The 20,894-nt window shown below is 70.9% G+C and carries 15 protein-coding genes and 1 rRNA gene; 7 read left to right on the top strand and 9 right to left on the bottom strand.

Translation table 11 applies throughout. From position 1 onward, the window contains the following. Positions 1-304: 304 nt before the first annotated feature. Together glgX and treY are read left to right on the top strand one after the other, a co-directional pair. Positions 305-2,425 carry a glycogen debranching protein GlgX gene (gene glgX / locus ACGFRG_RS14045; RefSeq protein WP_393263802.1) on the top strand — a complete coding sequence of 707 codons (2,121 nt, stop codon included), beginning with the start codon at positions 305-307 and terminating at the stop codon, positions 2,423-2,425. A gap of 181 nt (positions 2,426-2,606) precedes the next feature. Continuing rightward, positions 2,607-4,982: a malto-oligosyltrehalose synthase gene (gene treY, locus ACGFRG_RS14040; protein ID WP_393263800.1), complete on the top strand. Its 2,376-nt coding sequence runs from the start codon at positions 2,607-2,609 to the stop codon at positions 4,980-4,982. Here treY and ACGFRG_RS14035 read toward each other — a convergent pair. Beyond that, positions 4,979-5,878, bottom strand: coding sequence for a LysR family transcriptional regulator (locus tag ACGFRG_RS14035; RefSeq protein WP_361424980.1), 900 nt, complete (start codon positions 5,876-5,878; stop codon positions 4,979-4,981). The two genes, treY and ACGFRG_RS14035, sit on opposite strands and share 4 nt — an antisense overlap. 106 nt (positions 5,879-5,984) lie before the next feature. Here ACGFRG_RS14035 and lpdA point away from each other — a divergent pair, with 106 nt between their 5' ends. Next, positions 5,985-7,421 (top strand): dihydrolipoyl dehydrogenase, encoded by a 1,437-nt coding sequence (gene lpdA / locus ACGFRG_RS14030; protein WP_393263798.1) that lies wholly within the window; start codon positions 5,985-5,987, stop codon positions 7,419-7,421. A gap of 60 nt (positions 7,422-7,481) precedes the next feature. Here lpdA and ACGFRG_RS14025 read toward each other — a convergent pair whose 3' ends face one another. Beyond that, positions 7,482-7,961, bottom strand: a complete 480-nt coding sequence (locus ACGFRG_RS14025) for a GNAT family N-acetyltransferase (RefSeq protein ID WP_393263796.1) — start codon at positions 7,959-7,961, stop codon at positions 7,482-7,484. An 84-nt stretch (positions 7,962-8,045) separates the two neighbouring features. Continuing rightward, positions 8,046-8,597 carry a DUF1707 and FHA domain-containing protein gene (locus tag ACGFRG_RS14020; RefSeq protein ID WP_361424547.1) on the bottom strand — a complete coding sequence of 184 codons (552 nt, stop codon included), beginning with the start codon at positions 8,595-8,597 and terminating at the stop codon, positions 8,046-8,048. 156 nt (positions 8,598-8,753) lie between these two features. On the opposite strand from ACGFRG_RS14020, the gene ACGFRG_RS14015 reads away from it, so the two are divergent. Then, complete coding sequence (locus ACGFRG_RS14015) at positions 8,754-9,713, top strand: GNAT family N-acetyltransferase (RefSeq protein ID WP_393263793.1); 960 nt, start codon at positions 8,754-8,756, stop codon at positions 9,711-9,713. A 41-nt stretch (positions 9,714-9,754) separates the two neighbouring features. Here the strand turns inward: ACGFRG_RS14015 and ACGFRG_RS14010 are convergent, their stop codons facing one another. Continuing rightward, positions 9,755-11,104: a GH1 family beta-glucosidase gene (locus ACGFRG_RS14010; protein ID WP_393263791.1), complete on the bottom strand. Its 1,350-nt coding sequence runs from the start codon at positions 11,102-11,104 to the stop codon at positions 9,755-9,757. Between the two features lie 117 nt (positions 11,105-11,221). Between ACGFRG_RS14010 and treZ the strand changes: the two genes are divergently transcribed. After that, complete coding sequence (gene treZ, locus ACGFRG_RS14005) at positions 11,222-12,973, top strand: malto-oligosyltrehalose trehalohydrolase (RefSeq protein ID WP_393263789.1); 1,752 nt, start codon at positions 11,222-11,224, stop codon at positions 12,971-12,973. Here the strand turns inward: treZ and ACGFRG_RS14000 are convergent, their stop codons facing one another. From ACGFRG_RS14000 to ACGFRG_RS13990, 3 genes are all read right to left on the bottom strand, one after another. Further along, positions 12,974-14,122 (bottom strand): aminopeptidase P family protein, encoded by a 1,149-nt coding sequence (locus tag ACGFRG_RS14000; protein WP_361424535.1) that lies wholly within the window; start codon positions 14,120-14,122, stop codon positions 12,974-12,976. A gap of 99 nt (positions 14,123-14,221) precedes the next feature. Beyond that, complete coding sequence (locus ACGFRG_RS13995; RefSeq protein WP_361424532.1) at positions 14,222-15,181, bottom strand: hypothetical protein; 960 nt, start codon at positions 15,179-15,181, stop codon at positions 14,222-14,224. Between the two features lie 83 nt (positions 15,182-15,264). Continuing rightward, positions 15,265-15,900 carry a nucleoside/nucleotide kinase family protein gene (locus ACGFRG_RS13990; RefSeq protein ID WP_361424529.1) on the bottom strand — a complete coding sequence of 212 codons (636 nt, stop codon included), beginning with the start codon at positions 15,898-15,900 and terminating at the stop codon, positions 15,265-15,267. Positions 15,901-16,005: 105 nt separating this feature from the next. On the opposite strand from ACGFRG_RS13990, the gene ACGFRG_RS13985 reads away from it, so the two are divergent. Both ACGFRG_RS13985 and ACGFRG_RS13980 read left to right on the top strand, forming a co-directional pair. Continuing rightward, complete coding sequence (locus ACGFRG_RS13985; protein WP_393263787.1) at positions 16,006-16,392, top strand: VOC family protein; 387 nt, start codon at positions 16,006-16,008, stop codon at positions 16,390-16,392. A 60-nt stretch (positions 16,393-16,452) separates the two neighbouring features. After that, the gene (locus ACGFRG_RS13980; protein WP_393263785.1) at positions 16,453-18,138 is read left to right on the top strand and encodes a hypothetical protein; all 1,686 of its coding nucleotides are present in this window, start codon (positions 16,453-16,455) and stop codon (positions 18,136-18,138) included. A gap of 99 nt (positions 18,139-18,237) precedes the next feature. Here the strand turns inward: ACGFRG_RS13980 and ACGFRG_RS13975 are convergent, their stop codons facing one another. Then, complete coding sequence (locus ACGFRG_RS13975) at positions 18,238-20,499, bottom strand: ATP-binding cassette domain-containing protein (protein ID WP_393263783.1); 2,262 nt, start codon at positions 20,497-20,499, stop codon at positions 18,238-18,240. A 136-nt stretch (positions 20,500-20,635) separates the two neighbouring features. Then, positions 20,636-20,752 (bottom strand): 5S ribosomal RNA (rrf, locus tag ACGFRG_RS13970). Between the last annotated feature and the right edge of the window lie 142 nt (positions 20,753-20,894).

The following is a 20,894-nucleotide window of genomic DNA, read 5'->3' as shown; positions in this document are numbered from 1 at the left end:
ATGGAGAGGCTGGTTTCTCAACTGCCGTGTTGACCCGACGCGTTCCCCGGACCCGCTTCGGGGGGAGTGAGCGGATTCATAGCGGTTCCACCAGGGCCGGGACCGCCGCCGCCCCCGTCCGATGGCCGGATCGGGCCGCGAATGCCGTCCGGATCACCTCGGGTGCCACCGCCCCCGACCTGGGTCCCCGCCCGCGGATCACCCTCCGGAGCACTCCGGCGTCCTATGGGACGGCCGTCTTTTCCGGAAGGATCTGCGTCAAGTGCCCCTCAGTACCCGGATCAGAAGTGGAAGAGTCTTGCCCATGCAGGTGTGGCCGGGACAGGCGTACCCACTCGGCGCCACGTACGACGGCGCCGGGACCAACTTCGCGGTCTTCTCGGAGGCCGCCCGCCGGATCGAGTTGTGCCTGCTGCACGACGACGGCTCGGAGACGGCGGTGGAGCTGCGCGAGAGCGACGCGTTCGTACGGCACGCCTATCTGCCCGGAGTGATGCCCGGCCAGCGCTACGGCTTCCGTGTGCACGGCCCGTACGAGCCGCACAAAGGACACCGCTGCAACTCGGCGAAGCTGCTTCTCGACCCCTACGCGCGCGCGGTCAGCGGCAGCGTCGAATGGGGCGAGGCGGTGTACGGCTACTACTTCGACCGCCCCGAGGCCCGCAACGACATGGACTCGGCGCCGCACACCATGACATCCGTCGTGGTCAACCCGTACTTCGACTGGGGGGACGACCGGCCGCCGCGCACCGAGTACCACCGGACCGTGCTCTACGAGGCCCATGTGAAGGGCCTGACCATGCTCCATCCGGCGCTCCCCCAGGAGATGCGCGGCACCTACGCGGCGCTGGCGCACCCGGCCGTCATCGGACATCTGACGGAACTGGGCGTCACCGCTCTGGAGTTGATGCCGGTGCACCAGTTCGTCAACGACCACCGGCTGGCGGACGAGGGGATGTCCAACTACTGGGGTTACAACACGATCGGATTCTTCGCCCCGCACAACGCCTATGCCTCCTGGGGCGACCGGGGCCAGCAGGTCCTGGAGTTCAAGCAGGCCGTACGGGCGCTGCACCAGGCGGGCATCGAGGTCATCCTCGACGTCGTCTACAACCACACGGCGGAGGGCAACCACCTGGGCCCCACGCTCTCCTTCCGGGGCCTGGACAACGCGCAGTACTACCGCCTGGCCGAGGACCCGCGCTACTACGAGGACACCACCGGCACCGGGAACTCCCTCCTGATGCGCTCCCCGCACGTCCTCCAGCTGATCATGGACTCACTGCGGTACTGGGTCACCGAGATGCATGTGGACGGCTTCCGCTTCGACCTCGCGGCGACGCTGGCGCGGCAGTTCCACGAGGTGGACCGGCTGTCCTCGTTCTTCGACCTGGTGCAGCAGGACCCGGTGGTGAGCCAGGTCAAGCTGATCGCCGAGCCCTGGGACGTCGGCGAGGGCGGCTACCAGGTGGGCAACTTCCCGCCGCTGTGGACCGAGTGGAACGGCAAGTTCCGCGACACGGTACGGGACTTGTGGCGCGGCGAGCCGCGTACGCTCGCCGAGTTCGCCGGACGGCTCACCGGCTCCTCCGACCTCTACCAGGACGACGGCCGGCGGCCGCTGGCCTCCATCAACTTCCACACCTGCCACGACGGATTCACCCTGCACGACCTCGTCTCGTACAACGACAAGCACAACGAGGCCAACAAGGAGGGCAACCGGGACGGCGAGAGCCACAACCGCTCGTGGAACTGCGGCGCCGAGGGCGACACGGACGACGAGGCGGTCCTGGAGCTGCGCGAGCGCCAGATGCGCAACTTCATCGCCACGCTGATGCTCTCGCAGGGCGTGCCGATGCTCAGCCATGGCGACGAGTTCGCCCGCACCCAGCACGGCAACAACAACGCCTACTGCCAGGACAGCGAGCTGACCTGGGTGAAGTGGCCCGACGCGGGCGGCGACACGGAGGGAACGCTGCTGGCCTTCACCCGGACGATGGTGTGGCTGCGGCGCGACCACCCGGTCTTCCGCCGCCGCCGCTTCTTCCACGGCCGGCCGGTGCAGGGCACGCACGACGAGCTGTCCGACATCGCCTGGTTCACCCCGGAGGGTGAGGAGATGACACAGCAGGACTGGCAGGCGGCCAGTGCCAAGGCCCTCACCGTGTTCCTCAACGGCAACGCGATCTCCGAACCCGGCCCGCGCGGCGAGCGGATCGCTGACGACTCCTTTCTGCTGATGTTCAACGCGAGCGCCGACGTCATCGACTTCCTGGTCCCGGTCAACCACGGCAGGCAGTGGCAGGTGGTGGTGGACACCGGCCGCCCGGAAGGGGTACCGCCGGGCGAGGGCCCCAAGGTGACAGCCGGTGAGCGGATCACCTTGGTGGGCCGGAGCCTGGCGGTGCTGCAACGCCCGGCGTGAGCGGTTGCGGTAGCGGTTGCCTGCCCAGGAAGGAGACGACGGGGAGTGCGGGCCCGGTGAAGGCGATGACCTTGCGATAGGTGTGCAGCGCTCCGGACATCGGGCGAAGCTGACGCGGCAGACGGGTGCGGACGCATGGCCCGAAGGCACAGAAGCCGCCTGACGGGGTACGTACGTTCGCATGACACCCACCGCCACCTACCGGCTGCAGCTCCAGCCGGATTTCCCGTTCCGTGCCGCCGAGCGCGCCGTGCCCTATATCGCCTCGCTCGGGGTGTCCCATCTGCATCTGTCGCCGGTCCTGGAGGCGGTGCCGGGGTCGACGCACGGCTATGACGTCGTCGACCACGCGCGCGTACGTGCGGAGCTGGGCGGCGAGGAGGGACTGCGGCGGCTCGCCCGCACCGCGCGGGCGGCCGGGCTCGGCCTGGTGCTCGACATCGTGCCGAATCACATGGCGGCGGTGCCCCGCCACAACCGGCAGCTCTGGGAGGTGCTGCGCGACGGTCCCGACTCGCGGTACGCCAAGTGGTTCGACATCGACTGGGCGGCGGGCGACGGCAAAGTGCTGCTGCCGGTGCTGGCCGGGCACATCGGGAGCGAGCTGGACCGGCTCACGGTGGACCGCCGGAAGGGTGTGCTGGCGTACGGCGAGGCGCATGAGTTCCCGCTGCGCGCCGGTACGCAGGCGCTGGCGCTGCCTGAGCTGCTCGATGCCCAGTGGTACCGGCTCGGCTGGTGGCGGCTCGCCCGCACCGAACTCAACTACCGTCGCTTCTTCACCATTTCGGAGCTCATCGGCCTCCGGGTGGAGGACGAGGAGGTCTTCGCCGCCACCCACGCCAAGGTGCTGGAGCTGATCCGGGACGGCGTGGTGGACGGGCTGCGGGTAGACCACCCGGACGGGCTGGCCGACCCCGAAACGTATCTGCGGCGGCTGAGCGAGGCGACGGACGGCTGCTGGACCGTGGTCGAGAAGATCCTCGCGCGCGTGGAGCCGCTGCCGGCGGGATGGAGGGTCGCCGGCACCACCGGCTACGACGCGCTCGGCCGGATCGACGGCCTCTTCACCGATCCGGCCGGGCACGAGGAACTTCTGGCCCTCTACCGGGAGTTCATCGGTGCTGACGACGACCGGGGCGGACGCTGGCAGCCGACCGCGCGCCGCGCCGCCCACGAAGTCGTCACGCATGAGCTGGCCGCCGAAGTGGACCACCTCACGCGCGCGGCGGCGCGCCTGTGCGCCCGCGAGCCCGCGCTGCGCGACCACGCGCCCTGGGCCCTGCGGCTCGCCCTGCGCGAGCTCCTGGTCCGGATCCCGGTCTACCGGCCGTACGGGCTCGGCGCCGAGGACGTGCTGACCACGGACATGGCACGCCGAGCGAGGCGGGCGTTCGCCGTCCCGGAGGAGGCCACGGCGGTCGACGCCGTACGCAACCTGGCGCTCGGGCGGTACGGCGACGGCCCCGGGCACCGCGCCTTCCGGGTCCGCTTCGCGCAGACGGCCTCGGCGCTGCGGGCCAAGTCCCTGGAAGACAGGGCGTTCTACCGCTACGTACCGCTGCTCTCGGCCAATGAGGTGGGCGGCGCCCCCGACCGGCCCGCCGTCGCCCCGGAGGAGTTCCATGCCTTCTGCGCCCGGATCGCCCGCGACTGGCCGACCACCGGGACCGTGCTGTCCACGCACGACACCAAGCGCAGCGCCGACGTACGGGCGCGGATCGCGGCGCTGTCCGAGTGCCCGGGACGCTGGGCGGCCCTTCTCGACCGGCTCTCCACCGCGCGCGTACCGGATGCGCCCGCACCCGATCCGCACCTGGCGTGGACGGCCTGGCAGACGGCGGTGGGCCTGGGCGGCGCCAACGTCACGGAGGAGCGGTTCAGCGGCGTCCTGCTCAAGTCCGCGCGCGAGGCCGGGCTGCACACCAGCTGGACCGAACAGGACACGGAGTACGAGCGCGCGCTGACCCGCTTCGCGGCGGCGGGGCCTGCGGGGCCGCTCTCGGCGGAGATCGAGGAGTTCTCCCGCGGCCTGACCGCCGCCACGCGCGCGAACGTGCTGGGTGCCGCACTCGTGCACCTGACGATGCCGGGGGTGCCGGACGTCTATCAGGGCACGGAGTCCGAGTATCTGACACTGGTCGATCCCGACAATCGGCGACCGGTGGACTTCCCGGCATCCGCTCCGGGGTCCGGGCCTCAGTCCGCTCCCGACGAGAAGTGGAAGATCTCGGTCGAAGCTCTTCGGCTGCGCCGGGAACTTCCACGGGTGTTCGGGGAGTTGGGTACGTACGAGCCACTGACCGCCACGGGTCCGGCGGCCGCACACTGCTTCGCGTTCTGCCGCTCCGGCGAGGTGGTGACGGCGGCGACCCGGCTGTCGCTGCGGCTGGCCGAGTCGGGCGGCTGGGGCACGACAGCGCTGCCGCTGCCCGCAGGCGTGTGGGCGGATGTCCTGTGCGCCGGGCGGGAGTTCACGGGGGCGGTGGGACTGGGCACCCTGTTCGCCGACCGTCCCGTCGCGCTGCTCAGGCGGGTCGCCGCGAGCGGGGCCTAGCAACCGGCCGCAGCTGACTCGTCCTTGCCTCCGTACGGCGCCGACCCGCGCAGCAGACCGGTGAACGCGGCGGCGGCCCCGGTCAGCTCCACGCGCGAGAAGACCGCCAGGGCCCGGCTCCAGGGCGGGTCGACCGGCAGCACCACGCAGTCCTCCCCGATCCCGCCCCGTACGACGTGCGAGGGGGCCGCGACGATACCGACGCCCGCCGCGGCCATCCGTACCGCCGTCGAGGTGTGCTCGGTGCGCAGGGCGGTGCGGGGCGTGAAGCCCGCCCGGCCGCAGACCAGGTCGAGGAACGGCACCCCCTCGACGACCGGCTCCATCGCGCACCGCACCCAGTTGTGGTCGGCCAGCTCCTCCAGCCGCACCGAGGAACGCTCGGCGAGCGGGTCGTCGAAGGGGACGATCAGCGCGATCTCCTCCTGGCCGACCTCCACGACGGGTCCGTCCCAGCGACGCGGCCGGGGCCCCACCGCGAGGTCGGCGGTGCCGCGTTCGAGCTCCTCCTCCAGCGCCTCGGTGGACGCGTACTCGTGCAGGACGAGCCCCACCCCGGGGTGTTCGCGGCGCCACCGCGCGAAGACGTCGGGGAGTATCCCCACGGCGACCGAGTGCACCGACGCGATGTGCAGCTCACCGCCCGCCGCCCCGGCGCTCGCCCGGGCGGCTCGCTGAGCCCGCGCGGCGCTGCGCACGGCGAGCTGGGCGTGCGGCAGATAGGCGCGGCCCATGGGGGTGAGGCGCACGCCGCGCGAAAGCCGTTCGAGCAAGTCGCCCCCGACGGATTTCTCCAACGCCTTGATCTGGTGCGAGAGCGCGGGCTGGGTGACATGCAACAGCTCGGCCGCGCGCGTGAAGGAGGATTCCTCGACGACGGCCACGAAGTACTCCATCTGCCGCAGGCTCACTTCGCCCCCACCCCTCCCATAAGCGTTGTGCATCGACCCCACAAGAACATTGCCTTGGACTCATGACAAGGCCCGGCCGGAAGCTGGACCCATGACCGAGAACCCTGTGAACCCCGTGGCGGACGACAACCGAGTGGCCGATGTGATCGTGATCGGGGGCGGCACCGGTGGATACTCCACCGCCCTGCGCGCCGCCGCCCTCGGCCTGACCGTCGTCCTCGCCGAGCGCGACAAGGTCGGCGGCACCTGCCTGCACCGCGGCTGCATCCCGAGCAAGGCGATGCTGCACGCCGCCGAACTCGTCGACGGCATCGCCGAGGCCCGCGAGCGCTGGGGAGTGAAGGCCACGCTCGACTCGGTGGACTGGCCCGCCCTGGTGGCCACCCGCGACGACATCGTCTCCCGCAACCACAAGGGCGTGGCGGGCCACCTCTCGCACGCGGGGGTCCACGTGGTCCAGGGCAGCGCCCGGCTGACCGGCACACGCACCGTGCACGTCGATGGGCACGGCGAGTTCACCGCCCGGCGCGGCATCGTCCTCGCCACCGGCTCCCGACCCCGGATGCTGCCGGGCCTGGAGGCCGACGGGCGGCGCGTGGTCACCAGCGACGACGCGCTGTTCGCCCCCGGACTGCCGCAGTCCGTCCTCGTCCTCGGCGGCGGCGCCATCGGGGTCGAGTACGCCTCCTTCCACCGCTCGATGGGCGCCGACGTCACCCTGATCGAGGCCGCCGACCGGCTCGTACCGCTCGAAGACACCGATGTGAGCCGCCACTTGGCCCGTGGTCTGAAGAAGCGCGGCATCGATGTGCAGACGGGCGCCCGCTTCCTCGCCGCCGAGCTGCTGGAGAACGGCATACGGGCGACCGTGCGCACCTCACGCGGCGAGACCCGGACCGTGGAGGCGGAGCGGCTGCTGGTGGCCGTGGGCCGCGCCCCGGTGACCGGCGGCCTCGGCCTGGCGGCAGCCGGACTGACCACGGACGAGCGGGGGTTCGTGGCCCCCGCCGACTGGGCGCGCCTGGAAACCCAGGCCGCCGGGATCCATGTCGTCGGCGATCTGCTGCCTCCCCCCTCCCTGGGCCTGGCCCATGCCTCGTTCGCCGAGGGCCTGCTCGTGGCCGAAACCCTCGCCGGTCTGGCGTCACCGCCGGTCGACTACGCGGCGGTGCCCCGTGTCACGTACTCCTCTCCGCAGACCGCCTCCGTCGGGCTGAGCGAGGCGGACGCCCGCAACCGCGGGCACGACGTGGTCGTCAACGCGATGCCTCTCACGGCCGTCGCCAAGGGGATGGTGCACGGCCAGGGCGGTGTGGTGAAGGTCGTCGCCGAGCGCGACGGCCAGGTCCTCGGTGTCCATCTCGTCGGCCCGAACGTCTCCGAGATGATCGCCGAGTCCCAGTTGATCGTCGGCTGGGACGCCGAACCGTCCGATGTGGCCCGCCACATCCATGCCCACCCGACCCTGTCGGAAGCGGTCGGCGAGACGTTCCTGACCCTCGCGGGCCGCGGTCTCCACCAGCAGTGAGCGCCGGTCGAGCGGGACCGCTCGAAGGGCTTGGTCGCGGTGACGCGTCCGAGGCCCCCGTTACGCGTCCGCGTCGGCGGGCAGGGCGTAGCGGATCTTCTCGCGGCCGGTCGCGCCTATTCGGTCGTAGAACCGGCGCGCCCCCTCGCTCCAGACCGGCGTCTGCCACTGCACCTCGGTGATGCCCAGCACCCGCGCCTCGGCCTTCACCGCGTCGACAAGGAGCGCGCCGAGGCCGAGGCCCCGGTGGCCGTCGCGGAGGAAAAGGCAGTCCATGTGCAGATACTCACGCGCCTGCCAGGTGGAGAACTCGGGGGCGCAGCTCGCGTATCCGACCACCTCGCCGTCCGGGGTCTCGGCGACCAGACAGCGCACCCGGGAAGTCTCCGGGCCGAAGAGCAGGGCTTCCAGCCGCTCCGCGAGGTCGGGCGCGGGCGGCGCGGCCTTCTCGTACACCGCGTGCTCCGCGGCGAGTTCGGCCAGGCGCGGCAGATCGGCGGGGCGGGCGCGCCGCACCCGGGGCTGCTGGTCGTCGTTCATACCGCCATGATGAGGGGCGCCACTGACAACGGCCCGGGCGGGGGCGTTCTCGCAGGTCAGGTTCCCGGCTCGGGCGTTCGTGGCTCAGTTCGTGGCGAGCCGGAAGCTCATCCGCCCGAAGCTCACCTGGTCCCCGTCGTGGACGACCACCGCGCCGGTCACGCGGCGCCCGTTGACGCTGGTGCCGTTGGTGGAGCCGAGGTCCCGCAGCACCCACACGCCGGACTGGTGGGTCAGCTCCGCGTGCACCCGGGAAACCGTCTCGTGGCTGAGCCGCAGCCCGTTGTGCGGATCACGGCCGATGCGCAGCGGGTAGGGCCCCGGCACCGGGAACAGCAGCTTCGGCAGCCGCTCGGACTGCCACGCCCGGCGCATGGCGACGGTGAACCCGGAAACGCGGCTCACCGCGCCGTACAGCGCCCGGGACCAGCGGCTCTCCGACTCCAGATCGGCGGTGAGCGCGGCCAGTTCCTCGGGCCGGCGCGCGGACAGCGCCAGTTCCATCCGCCGCAGGAAGGTGTCGTGCGAGAGCTTGCCCTGGGCGGCGCCCTCTCTGAGCACGTCGAGCACACGGTCGCGCTCGGCGTCGGAGAGCCGCGAAGCGGGATACGTGTGGAACTCGAAGGACGACGTCACAGCAGAGATTGTCGGGCCGACGGCCTCGGCGTGTCCAGCAGAGCCGCGGTTTGCCGGTCGGCGCCGCCATCCCCACTGACCTGCGTAATCCCCTTGCCCGGCGCCCGGGCGCTGGTGTTGGGTTCTGCCGACCGTTACACCTCTGAGGGGAACCCCTTGACGACTTCCGCGTCGGACATCACTTTCCGTCCGCTCGCCGGGCCCGAGGAACTCGGGCTCTTCCAGCAGCTTTCCTACGTGCTCGACCACGAGGTCGAAGACGATCTGACCACCGGCCGCCGCCGTCCCGAGTGGATGTGGGTGGCACTGCGCGGGGACCGCGTGCTGGCCCGCCTCTCCTGGTGGACACCGCCGGACCACGAAGCCCCGTACACCCTCGACTTCTTCGACGTCGACGACACCCTTGCGCCCGCCGAGCGCCACGCCGTCGGACTGCGGCTCCTGGAGACCGCCACCGCCGCGGTGATCCCGGCCGGCGCGCCGCGTCCCGAGTACGGCCGCTTCGCTCCCGGCGACTGGCGCGAGGACCCGCACGCGCGCGAGGTGGTCGAGACACGGATGAACATCCTGGCCGAGACCGGCGCGCGCGTACTCGTCGAGCGGCTGCGCCTGGAGTGGCGCGCGGGAAGCGCGGTACCCGCGCCCTCCGCCCGGCTCACGTTCCGCCCGGCGACGGACCGCGAAGAGCTCCTGTCCCTGATGACGCTGGTCCTGGAGGGCACGCTCGACGAGCACAGCCGTACGGAACTGCTCACCATGACACCGCGCGAGTCGGCCGAGCTGATGTACGAGGAGGAGTTCGCCACCTTCCGGACGCCCCGGGAGTGGTGGCGGATCGCCGAACTCCCGGACGGCGGCGGCCCGGTGGGCTTCGTCATCGCGGCCCGCAACAACTACCACCCGATCATCGCGTACGTCGGCGTACTGCCCGCCCACCGCGGCCAGGGCTACATCGACGACATCCTGGGCGAGGGCACCCGCGTCCTGGCCGCCGAGGACGTCCCGCGCATCCGTGCCTCGACGGACCTCGGCAACGTGCCGATGGCGAACGCCTTCGCGCGCGCGGGTTACGTGACCTTCGAGCGTGCGATCAACATGGTCTGGACAGAGCGGTAGGTGAACCTGACATGAGTGCCGCGGCGGCGGCACTCCTGGGCTCACCGTGCGGCGCGCTGGGCGCGGATCGCGTCCCGGTACCACCGGTAGGAGTCCTTCGGGGTGCGCCGCAGCGTCTCGTAGTCGACATGGACGAGCCCGAAGCGCTGTGATGACCCCTCGATCCACTCGATGTTGTCGGTGAGCGACCAGACGAAGTACCCACGTACGTCGACGCCTTCGGCGATGGCCGTGTGCAGGGCGCGCAGATGTCCGTCGAGGTAGCGGATGCGGCCGTCGTCCTCGACGCCCTCGTAGGAGCAGCCGTTCTCGGTGATGTACACCGGCGGCAGGCGGTCCCCGTACCGCTCCTTCAGCTGTACGAGCATCTCGCGCAGGCCGTCGGGGACGACCGGCCACCCGAAGGCGGTGGTCTCGTACCCCTCGATCTCCCTGATGCCGAAGGGCAGTTCGGCGGGCATCCTAAAGCCGGCGAAGGAGTCGACGGCCTCGGGCGCGGGCGCGCCCACGCGCGTGGGGTTGTAGTAGTTCACTCCGTACCAGTCGAGGGGCGTCGAGATGACGGCGAGGTCGTCGGCGAGCGGGCCCGGCATCAGGGACGCGAAGCCGTCGTCGGGGTAGCGGCCGGTCAGGATGGGGTCGGCGAACATCCAGTTGCTGATGGTGTCGTACAGATCCGCGCCGAAACGGTCCTCCTCGCTCTCGCCGGCCGCCCAGACCGGTGTGTGCGAGACGGCGACGCCTATGTTGTCGGCGCCCGCCGAGCGCAGCGCACCGACCGCGAGGCCATGGGCCAGCAGCTGGTGGTGGGCGGCGGGCAGCGCGTCGAAGAGCAGCTTCTTTCCGGGAGCGTGCTCGCCCAGCGCGTAGCCGAGCAGAGTGACCTCGGCGGGCTCGTTGATGGTGATCCACATGGGGACGCGGTCGGCGAGTCTGTCGGCCACTACGCGCGCGTAGTCGGCGAAGCGGTACGCGGTGTCGCGGTCGAGCCAGCCGCCCCGCTCCTCCAGCTCCAGCGGTGTGTCCCAGTGGTAGAGCGTCGACGCGGGGGCGATGCCCTGGGCGCACAGTTCGTCGACGAGCCGGTCGTAGAAGTCGAGCCCGGCGGCGTTGACCGGGCCGGTGCCGCCTGGGACGACACGCGGCCAGCTGACGGAGAAGCGGAAGGCTCCGGCACCCAGGCCCGCGAGCAGGGCGACGTCCTCGCGGTAGCGGGCGTGGAAGCCGGTGGCCCGCGAGGCGTCGGAGCCGTCCTTGATCCGCCCCGGCTCGGCGGCGAAGACGTCCCAGCCGGAGGGGCCCTTGCCCTCGGCTGCGGCGGCTCCCTCGGTCTGGAAGGCTGAAGCGGAGGCTCCCCAGAGGAAGCCGTGCGGGAACGGCGGCAGGGTCATGGATCGGGACCTTAACGGCCGGTAACCACAACCTCTAGCCCTTGATCCCGCCTTCCGCCGACCAATGGATGCCCTGTTCCACGGTTGGCGGTACGCGGGCAACGGAAGGTATGGAGCATGTTGTTCGAGGTGTGGGCACCGCAGGCGGACCGGGTCGGCCTCCAGCTGGCGGGCGCGCGTCATGACATGGAGCCGCATCCGGTCCGGCCGGGGTGGTGGCTGGCCGAGGCCGAGGCCCGGGACGGCGACCGTTACGGGTACGTCGTCGACGGCGGCCCGCCGCTGCCCGATCCCCGCTCGCGCCGCCAGCCGGGCGGGCCCGACGGCCTCAGTGCCGTCGTCGACCACGACCTCTTCGGCTGGCAGAACCCCTGGCCGGGCCGCAGGCTGCCCACGGCGGTCCTCTACGAGCTGCACATCGGGACGTACACCGAGGAGGGCACCTTCGACGCGGCGGCCGCCCGGCTCACCCATTTGGCGGAACTGGGGGTCACGCATGTGGAGCTCATGCCGGTGTGCCCCTTCCCGGGGCGGCACGGCTGGGGCTACGACGGCGTGTCGCCCTGGGCCGTGCACGAGCCGTACGGCGGCCCCGACGGGCTGAAACGATTTGTCGACGCGGCGCACGGACACGGCCTCGGGGTCGTCCTCGATGTCGTGCACAACCACCTCGGCCCGTCCGGCAACCACCTCCCCGCCTTCGGCCCGTACTTCACCGAAACCCACCACACGCCCTGGGGCGCCGCCGTCAACCTGGACGCCGCCGGGTCGGACGAGGTGCGGGCGTACTTCCTGGAGAGCGCGCTCGCCTGGCTGCGCGACTACCGGCTCGACGGACTGCGTCTGGACGCCGTGCACGCGCTCGCCGACACGCGCGCGTTGCCGTTCCTCGAAGAGCTCTCCGCGGCCGTCGACGTGCTCTCCGTCCAGCTCGGCCGCCCGCTCTTCCTCATCGCCGAGTCCGACCGGTGCGACCCGCGCACCACCGCCCCGCGCGCCGAGGCGGGGCTCGGGCTGCACGCCCAGTGGAACGACGACTTCCACCACGCCCTGCACACCGCGCTCACCGGCGAGTCGCAGGGCTATTACGCCGACTTCGCGCGCGCCCCGCTCGCCGCCGTCGCCAAGACGCTCACCCGCGTCTTCTTCCATGACGGCACCTATTCGAGCTTCAGGGGCCGCACTCACGGACGCCGCGTCGACCGCGCCAGAACCCCCGCCCACCGCTTCCTCGGCTACTCCCAGACCCATGACCAGATCGGCAACAGGGCGCTCGGGGACCGGCTCTCGGCCACCCTCTCCCCCGGGCTGCTGGCCTGCGCCGCCGCGCTGGTCCTGACCGGGCCATACCCCCCGATGATCTTCATGGGCGAGGAGTGGGGCGCCCGCACGCCCTGGCAGTACTTCACCGACCACCCGGATCCGGAGCTCGCCGAGGCCGTACGCAGCGGCAGGCGGCGGGAGTTCGCGGCGCACGGGTGGGCCGAGGAGGACATCCCCGACCCACAGGACCCGGCCACCAGGGCGCGCTCCTGTCTGGACTGGAGCGAGCTCGCGAACGAGCCCCACGCGCGCGTGCTCGCCTGGTACCGCGAGCTGATCGCGCTGCGGCGCTCTCGGCCCGACCTCACCGACCCCGACATCGCCGCCGTCAAGGTCGTCCACGACGAGGAGGCGCGCTGGCTCACCTTCCGGCGCGGCGACCTCAGAACCGCGGTCAACCTCGGCAAGGAGCCCGCGGTGATCCCCCTGGGCAGGAACAACTGCCGGGTGCTCGCCGCGTGGGAGCCGGTGCAACCGCCGCGCCCGGACGGCGGGTTCCTGCTGCCGCCCGAGAGCTGCGCGGTGCTCGGCCCCGTGAACGGTTGACTATTCGACGACTGCCATCTCGCGCGCGGTGTTGTTGAAACTGCGGCCGCCGTCCGCGGTGACCGTGACGATGTCCTCGATCCGCACGCCGAAACGGCCCGGCAGATAGATGCCCGGCTCGATGGAGAAGCACATGCCCGGCACAAGCGGCTGCTCCTCGCCCTCGATCATGTAGGGCGGCTCATGGGTCGTGACACCGATGCCGTGGCCGGTGCGGTGGATGAAGTACTCGCCGTATCCGGCCTCCTCGATCACCGCGCGCGCCGCCCGGTCGACGTCCTGACAGGCCACCCCCGGCCGCACCGCCTCGAACCCCGCCCGCTGGGCCTCACGGACTACGTCGTGGACGCGCTGTTCGGCGGCGCTGGGCTCGCCGACGTGGACGGTACGGGTGGTGTCCGAGCCGTAGCCGTGCTTGAGGCCGCCGAAGTCGAGGACGACCATGTCGCCGTGCGCGATGGTCCGGTCGCCCGCCTCGTGGTGCGGATTGGCGCCGTTGGGCCCCGAGCCGACGACCGTGAAGTCCACCTGTGAGTGGCCGTACTCGATGAGCAGAGCGGCCAGATCCGCCGCGACGTCCGTCTCCTTGCGGCCCGCGAACCGGACCTTCAGGATCGCTCCGTACGCCTCGTCCGCCGCTGCCCCGGCCGCCTCCAGCCGCGCCAGCTCGTGCTCGTCCTTGACCGCCCGCAGCATCGGCAGCGCCTCGGTGAGCGCCGTGAAGGAAGTCTCCGGAAGCCGCTGCTGCAAGCCGAGCAGGTGCAACGCCCAGGCGTTGTCGCTGACCCCGAACCGGCGTGCGGAACCGGCGGTCCGGGAAGGCGCGAGGAGGGGCGCGGTCAGGGCGTACGGGTCGACGGCGTCGGTCCAGTCCCGCAGGGTGAGCGCGGCGGCCCCGGGGGCGTGCTCCGCGTCGGGCGCCTCCAGCTTCGGCACGACGAGGACCGGGTCCTGTCCGGCCGCGAGGACCAGGACGGTCAGCCGCTCGGTGATCGCGGTCGGCTGATAGCCGGTCAGATAGACCAGGTCGGGCCCGGGCGCGACGAGCAGACCGGCCAGTCCGGCAGCGGCGGCGGACTCGGTGGCACGAGCCATCCGGGCGCGGTAGTCGTCGGCGGTGAACGGCGCGGGTGCGGGTGTGATCGACATGGCCTCATCCTGCCCTCGCGCCGTGGCGAACGCGATCGGGATTTCGGGTCACAAAGCCGGGCGCGCGCATGGTTCGCGCAGATCCGCGCCGACGCCGGCTCAGGCGCCTTCTTGGCTGTCCCCCACCAGTCGCTCCAGGAGCTCCTGGAAGTCGTCTCCGACGACGATCCGCAGCCCGTCGCCGTGGTCCTCGCGGTCGCTGAGCTGCGTCAGCGTGCCGTCGCGCCACCAGTAGACGAACGGGCTGATGGAGCCGGGGGTGTCCTCGAAACCGGACGCGGCGAACGACGCCATGGCGTTGAGGGCGGGGATCATGCCGGAGTCGCGGATGACGTGGAACGCGAGCTGGTGGCGGAACGGCATGGCGACGAGGGCCCCGTCCGGCGTCAGTTCGCGGCCGGTGAGCCGCGGCACCAGGGCATCCAGCGCGAGCACCCGGCTGGCCGTGTAGAACGAGTCGCCGACGACCACCTCGAACCGCATGCCGTCCTCGCCCTTGACGGTCTCGTGCGACTCGACGGGCAGATTCCGCAGGTTGGCCAGGGCCTGGGCGCGCAGTTCGGGGATCGGGCCCAGCGGTTCCAGCGCCTCGTCGGTGAGCATCATGACGCTCTCCGGGAGGTCGAGCGCGAGGATCTCGTACAGGCCGGGGGCGATACCGCGCGCGTAGCTGAAGGTCTGTGGGTCGAGACCCGTCTGGCTGATCACGCGCGGGTAGAGCTGCGCGCGGATCTGCTCGGGCGAGAGGGTGTCGAGCGCGGAGGGCCCGTCCATGGTGCGCAGCACCATGCCGACATGGCGACGAATCAGTTCCGGCCACACACGCGGTCCGCGGCGGTCGTTGTGGCAGACCGCGGCGAGGTTTCCGAGGCCGAACTGGCGGCCGCCGCTGTCCTTGACGAAGTCGGCGTAGACGGTCACCTCCAGGCCCTGTTCGGCGAACGCCTCGCGCGCGTGGGCACGGAAGCGCGAGCCCTCGTCGGCCGAGAAATAGCCGAACTCCGCGTCGCGGGGCGTGTCGCTCCGGTCGCGCTTCGGCCCTCGTCGGAATATCCCCACGTCAGCTGCCTTCCGTCACACGGGTCACACGGTAGCCCCGTGGTAGATCCCTACGCTGTTCCCACGCCCGGTGAAGGCCGAGCCTACCCAGCACCTGCGGTGCTCACGACAAGATCCGCACGGTCCCGGCCACCGGCCACTACGCGCGCGTTGGCCTCGTCGGACTCCCTGACCCATCGCTCGGCGTACGGGCGGGCCTTCCCGAACCGGACATGCCGCTCGACGAGCCTGCGCACCCGCTCCTCCCCGTCGACGTCCAGGTACCAGACTTCGTCGAGCAGACCTCTGACCGGTGCCCACGCGCCTTGGTCGTGCAGCAGGTAGTTGCCCTCTGTCACCACCAGAGGTACCGCGGGGTCGACCGGGATACTCCCGGCGACCGGCTCTTCCAGCGAGCGGTCGAAGGCCGGCGCGTACACCACCGTGCCGGGCTCGGGGGTGCGCAGCCGGGTGAGCAGGGCGGCGTACCCGGCGGCGTCGAAGGTGTCCGGTGCGCCCTTGCGACCGGCGCGCCCGAGGCGGACCAGTTCGGCCTGGGCGAGATGGAAGCCGTCCATGGGCACGAGCACGGCCCGCCCTCCCAGCCGTTCGACCAGCCGCCCGGCCAGGGTGGACTTCCCGGCTCCGGGCGGCCCGGCGATGCCGAGCACGCGTCGGCGGCCGGGCACGGCGAGCAGCCGGGCGCGCTCGACGAGACGATCGAGGTGGACGGGCTCCATGTGCGGCATTGTTCCAGCACCGAACAGGCTACTGATTCCAGCCCCTGGGGAGCTCCGGCTCGTGGCGGCTTGGCCCGGCCGGAGTCATACGTATAACCTCATGCCATGTCCCATATCGCGCTCATCGCCCTCGTCGTCCGCGACTACGACGAAGCCATCGCGTTCTACACCGACGCGGTCGGATTCGAACTGGTCGAGGACACCGATCGCGGGGACGGCTCCCGCTGGGTGGTGGTCCGGCCGCGTGGCACCGGCACCGCGTCCCTGCTGCTGGCCCGCGCCAAGAACGAGACCGAGCGCGCGAGCATCGGCGCGCAGACCGGCGGCCGGGTCGGCTTCTTCCTCCACACCGAGGACTTCGCGGCCGACCACGCACGGATGACGGCCGCCGGTGTGCGCTTCCTGGAGGACCCCCGGCACGAGGTGTACGGGTCGGTCGCGGTCTTCGAGGACCTGTACGGCAACCGCTGGGACCTGCTCCAGCCCGCGTAGAACCCCTCCGGCAGCGGCTGCACAACGGCGTTGTCAGTGGGGGCTGTTACGTTCTGTGACATGACCGATCACGCACTGGACCTGCTGCGACAGCGACCCGACCTGGCCGAACTGGCCGCGTACCCCTTCAACTTCGACCTGGACCGGGCCGATCACGTGGAAGCGGTCCGGCTGGCCTCGGGGGGCTCTCTGGTGCCGATAGCGGGCGACGACACCGGCGGCACGTTCTTCGTGTGCGACGGCGGGCGTGTGCTGTACGCGTCGTCGGAGGGCCAGGCCGGGCTGATCGGCGACAGTGTCACCGAGGCGCTGGAGGTGATCGTCGGACTGCCCTCCTGGCACGACTGCGTCTCGCTGGCCCCGGCGGACAGTCCGGACGGCGAACAGCGGATCCGGGACGACCTGGCTGAGCTGGAGGAGGAGTTCCTTGAGTATGTTCCGGAACTCGCCACCTTCCGAGCCGACTTGCGCGCCGGGCTCGGGCTGCCCGAGCGCTCCCCCACCGAACTGGTCGCCCGGCTCTACGACGCGCTGATCCGCACCGAGCCCGAATATCTGCTGCTCAACGCCGATGAACTGCTTGCCTACGAGCCGCTGGACCGGCATCCCCGTCCGCCGCTCTGGCAGACCGTCCTCGGTCCGGGCCGCGCGGACCTGGCGCTGCTGCGGGCAGATCCGGCCGCCTGGGAGGAGGTGGCCGGGGACGGCACCCGTCGGGCCGTGGTGCTGCGGGCGGCGCAGTACGACCGCCGGGAGGAGGACCTGCCGTTCCTTCGCCAGCTGATGAAGCGCGAGGCGGACGAGGCCGGGATGAGCGACGAACTGCGCCTCGCCGTCGTCCTGGTGGGTCTGCGCGGACTGCCGGAGGATCTGCCGCTGCTGCGCGAGGTCCATGAGACGACGTACGACACGTGGTGCGGCCTCGGTGGTATGCCGCAGGACGCGGCGGCGCTGGCGAATTGGGCCAGGGACCTCGACGAGTCCGAGTACGGGACGGACCCGGCCGACGAGGGCGAGCTGGCCTGGATCGCGCTCGCCGACCGCCAGGGTCTCACCGAGCACGCCCGGGCCGCGCTGATACGGATGCTGGACGACACCGGGCCGGACGCCGAGATACTGCGCTCCTTGCGCCAGGGGCGCGAGCCCGGGCCGTACTCGGGCGCCGACCGGCCCCGGCTCCGCACGCTCAGCCACGAGTTGGAGCTGATCGGCGACCTGGCTCAGGCAGCCCGCGCCCAGCGGCTCTATGTCTCCCTCCAGGACACGGCGTGGAGCAGGGCGTCGGAGGGATGCACCCTCGCCCGGCTGGAGCGGGAGAGGGAATCCCTGGAATCGGCCGCGGCCGCACTGCGCGGCGTGGTGACCGCGCTCGGGGCGGATGATCCGCGGGCGGCGTCGCTCGGACCGGGGACAGTCTCGGAGCCGGTGCAGACGGCGCTCGACGTCCCGATAGCGGAGGCCGGGCCGGATGCTGCCGAGGACACGAGTGCTCAGGGCTGGCACAACTACGGGCTGGGGATGAGTGTCGTCGGGGAGCACTTCCGGCTGGCGATAGCAGCCGGGGAGGCGGGCGTTCCCGTCCTCGCCTCCGCCGCCTACGCCACCGGCGAGCGGTTGCTGCGACAGCTGATTCCGGCGGGCCGCGCGGGCTGCGCCGAGCTGGCCAAGGAGGCGGAGGCCGTGGCGAGGACGGCGGCGGGCGCGTCCGTGCCCGCCGCTCCCGACGCTCCCGACGCCGCCACCTGACAGAACCCCCGGTCCGCAGCTCTCTGTCACTACGGCCTCCACTCCGCAGCCGCCCGATCGCCAGAGGACGACCGAGCGGCCAGGACAAGGAGCGACAGCCTAAGCCACGTACTCACGGAGGTGACGCGCGGTCAAAGTATCCGCATCCGAGATCAGTTCGGCCGGGGTGCCGGTGAAGACGACCTGGCCGCCGTCGTGGCCGGCGCCGGGGCCGAGGTCCACGATCCAGTCGGCGTGGGCCATCACCGCCTGATGGTGCTCGATGGCGATGACGGTGTTACCGGAGTCGACCAGCCGGTCGAGCAGGGCCAGCAGTTGGTCGACATCGGCGAGATGGAGGCCGGTGGTCGGCTCGTCCAGGACGTACACCGAGCGGTCCTCCGCCATGTGGATCGCGAGCTTGAGCCGCTGACGCTCGCCGCCGGACAGGGTGTTCAGGGGCTGGCCGAGGCGCAGGTAGCCGAGGCCGACGTCCGCGAGGCGGGAGACGATGGCGTGTGCCTGGCCGGAGGGGAAGAACTCGACGGCCTCCTCCACCGGCATGCCCAGCACCTCGCTGATGTTCTTGCCGTTCAGGGTGTACGTCAGCACCTCGGGCGTGAACCGTAGCCCCTCGCACTGCTCGCACACCGAGGCGACCTGGCCCATCATCGCCACATCGGTGAAGATCAGGCCGAGGCCGTTGCAGGTGGGGCAGGCACCTTCGGAGTTGGCGCTGAACAGAGCCGCCTTGACCCCGTTGGCCTTCGCGAAGGCGTTACGGACCGGGTTGAGCAGTCCGGTGTACGTGGCCGGGTTGCTGCGCCGGGAGCCGCGGATGGGTGACTGATCGGCGACGACCACACCGTCGCGGCCGGCCAGATTGCCGTGGATCAGCGAGCTCTTGCCCGAGCCCGCCACACCGGTGACGACGGTCAGCACACCGAGCGGGATCTCCACGTCGACGTCGCGGAGGTTGTGCTGGGCCGCTCCCTTGATCGAGAGGTGACCACTCGGCTCGCGGAACGTCTCGCGCAGCCGTGCCCGGTGGTCGAGGTGCCGGCCGGTCAGCGTGCCGGAGGCGCGCAGCCCGGCGACATCGCCGCCGTAGCAGATCTCGCCGCCGTGCTGGCCCGCGCCCGGCCCGAGGTCGACGACATGGTCGGCGATCTCGATGACCTCCGGCTTGTGCTCGACCACGAGCACCGTGTTGCCCTTGTCCCGCAGCCGGATCAGCAGGTCGTTCATCCGGGCGATGTCATGCGGGTGCAGTCCGGTGGTGGGCTCGTCGAACACGTACGTCACATCGGTCAGGCTGGAGCCCAAGTGCCGCACCATCTTGACCCGTTGGGCCTCGCCGCCGGAGAGAGTGCCGGTGCTCCGGTCGAGGCTGAGGTAGCCGAGTCCGATCTCGACGAGGGAGTCCAGCAGGCCGATGAGGTTGACGAGCAACGGGGCTACGGACGGCTCGTCGAGCCCCCGTACGAACGCGGCGAGGTCGCTGATTTGCATGGCCGCGCACTCGGCGATGTTCACGCCCTTGATACGGGAGCCGAGAGCGGCCTGGCTCAGGCGGCTGCCGCCGCAGTCGGGGCAGTCCGCGAAGGACACGGCGCGGTCCGCGAAGGCGCGGATGTGCGGCTGCATGGCCTCACGGTCCTTGTTGAGATAGACCCGCTGGATCTTTACGACCAGGCCCTCGTAGTTGAAGCTCTTGGTGCCGATCTTCACCTTGGTCGCCGGCTTGTAGAGGAAGTCCTCCCATTCGGCGTCCGTGTAGTCCTTCAGCTTCTTGTCCGGGTCGAACAGGCCGGTGCTGGCGAAGGTCTCCCAGTTGTAGGTGCCGACGCCCATGTTGGGGACGGTGATCGCGTCCTCGTTGAGGGACTTCTCCCGGTCGACGAGCTGGTCGGGGTCCATGGCGGTGACCTCGCCCATGCCTTCGCAGCGCGGGCACATGCCTTCGGGGGTGTTGAAGCTGAAGGCGCTGGACGTTCCCACGTGCGGGTCACCGAGACGGCTGAAGACGATCCGGAGCATCGTGAAGGCATCGGTGGCGGTGCCCACGGTGGAGCGCGAATTGGCGCCCATCCGCTCCTGGTCGAGCACGATGGCCGTGGTCAGGTTGTGCAGGGCGTCGACGTCCGGGCGGGCGGCGCTGGTCATGAAGGACTGCACGAAGGCGGTGTACGTCTCGTTGATCAACCGCTGCGACTCGGCGGCGATGGTGCCGAAGACCAGCGAGGACTTGCCCGAGCCCGATACGCCGGTAAAGACGGTTAACCGCCGCTTCGGGATGTCTACGTCGACGCCTTTGAGATTGTTCTCCCGTGCTCCTCGCACTTGGATCTCGTGGTGACCGTCTGCCGCGCGCTGCGTCATTCTCGGGGCTCCTCGTTCGTCCGGCACGATGGGGCCCCAGGCTAGACGGACGGCAGCCGTCGATGATGCCGGAACGCAAAAAAGCCCCGCACCGCGATCCATTTCGGATCTTGGTGCGGGGCTTCCCGCAATGATTGTTCGGCGGCGTCCTACTCTCCCACAGGGTCCCCCCTGCAGTACCATCGGCGCTGAAAGGCTTAGCTTCCGGGTTCGGAATGTAACCGGGCGTTTCCCTAACGCTATGACCACCGAAACACTATGAAATTAACGAAACCGGGCAACAACACGGCCGTTCGTTATTTCAGAACTAACACAGTGGACGCGAGCAACTGAGGACAAGCCCTCGGCCTATTAGTACCAGTCAGCTCCACCCCTTACGAGGCTTCCACATCTGG

The sequence above is a fragment of the Streptomyces sp. NPDC048696 genome, assembly GCF_043198895.1.
GTDB lineage: Bacteria > Actinomycetota > Actinomycetes > Streptomycetales > Streptomycetaceae > Streptomyces.
This window is presented reverse-complemented; position numbering and strand designations above follow the sequence as displayed.

Bases quoted from the DNA above. Each gene is read 5' to 3' on its own strand.
- glgX (WP_393263802.1), top strand. From the start codon at position 305: ATGCAGGTGTGGCCGGGACAGGCGTACCCACTCGGCGCCACGTACGAC.
- treY (WP_393263800.1), top strand. From the start codon at position 2,607: ATGACACCCACCGCCACCTACCGGCTGCAGCTCCAGCCGGATTTCCCG.
- ACGFRG_RS14035 (WP_361424980.1), bottom strand. From the start codon at position 5,878: ATGGAGTACTTCGTGGCCGTCGTCGAGGAATCCTCCTTCACGCGCGCG.
- lpdA (WP_393263798.1), top strand. From the start codon at position 5,985: ATGACCGAGAACCCTGTGAACCCCGTGGCGGACGACAACCGAGTGGCC.
- ACGFRG_RS14025 (WP_393263796.1), bottom strand. From the start codon at position 7,961: ATGAACGACGACCAGCAGCCCCGGGTGCGGCGCGCCCGCCCCGCCGAT.
- ACGFRG_RS14010 (WP_393263791.1), bottom strand. From the start codon at position 11,104: ATGACCCTGCCGCCGTTCCCGCACGGCTTCCTCTGGGGAGCCTCCGCT.
- treZ (WP_393263789.1), top strand. From the start codon at position 11,222: ATGTTGTTCGAGGTGTGGGCACCGCAGGCGGACCGGGTCGGCCTCCAG.
- ACGFRG_RS14000 (WP_361424535.1), bottom strand. From the start codon at position 14,122: ATGTCGATCACACCCGCACCCGCGCCGTTCACCGCCGACGACTACCGC.
- ACGFRG_RS13990 (WP_361424529.1), bottom strand. From the start codon at position 15,900: ATGGAGCCCGTCCACCTCGATCGTCTCGTCGAGCGCGCCCGGCTGCTC.
- ACGFRG_RS13985 (WP_393263787.1), top strand. From the start codon at position 16,006: ATGTCCCATATCGCGCTCATCGCCCTCGTCGTCCGCGACTACGACGAA.
- ACGFRG_RS13980 (WP_393263785.1), top strand. From the start codon at position 16,453: ATGACCGATCACGCACTGGACCTGCTGCGACAGCGACCCGACCTGGCC.
- ACGFRG_RS13975 (WP_393263783.1), bottom strand. From the start codon at position 20,499: ATGACGCAGCGCGCGGCAGACGGTCACCACGAGATCCAAGTGCGAGGA.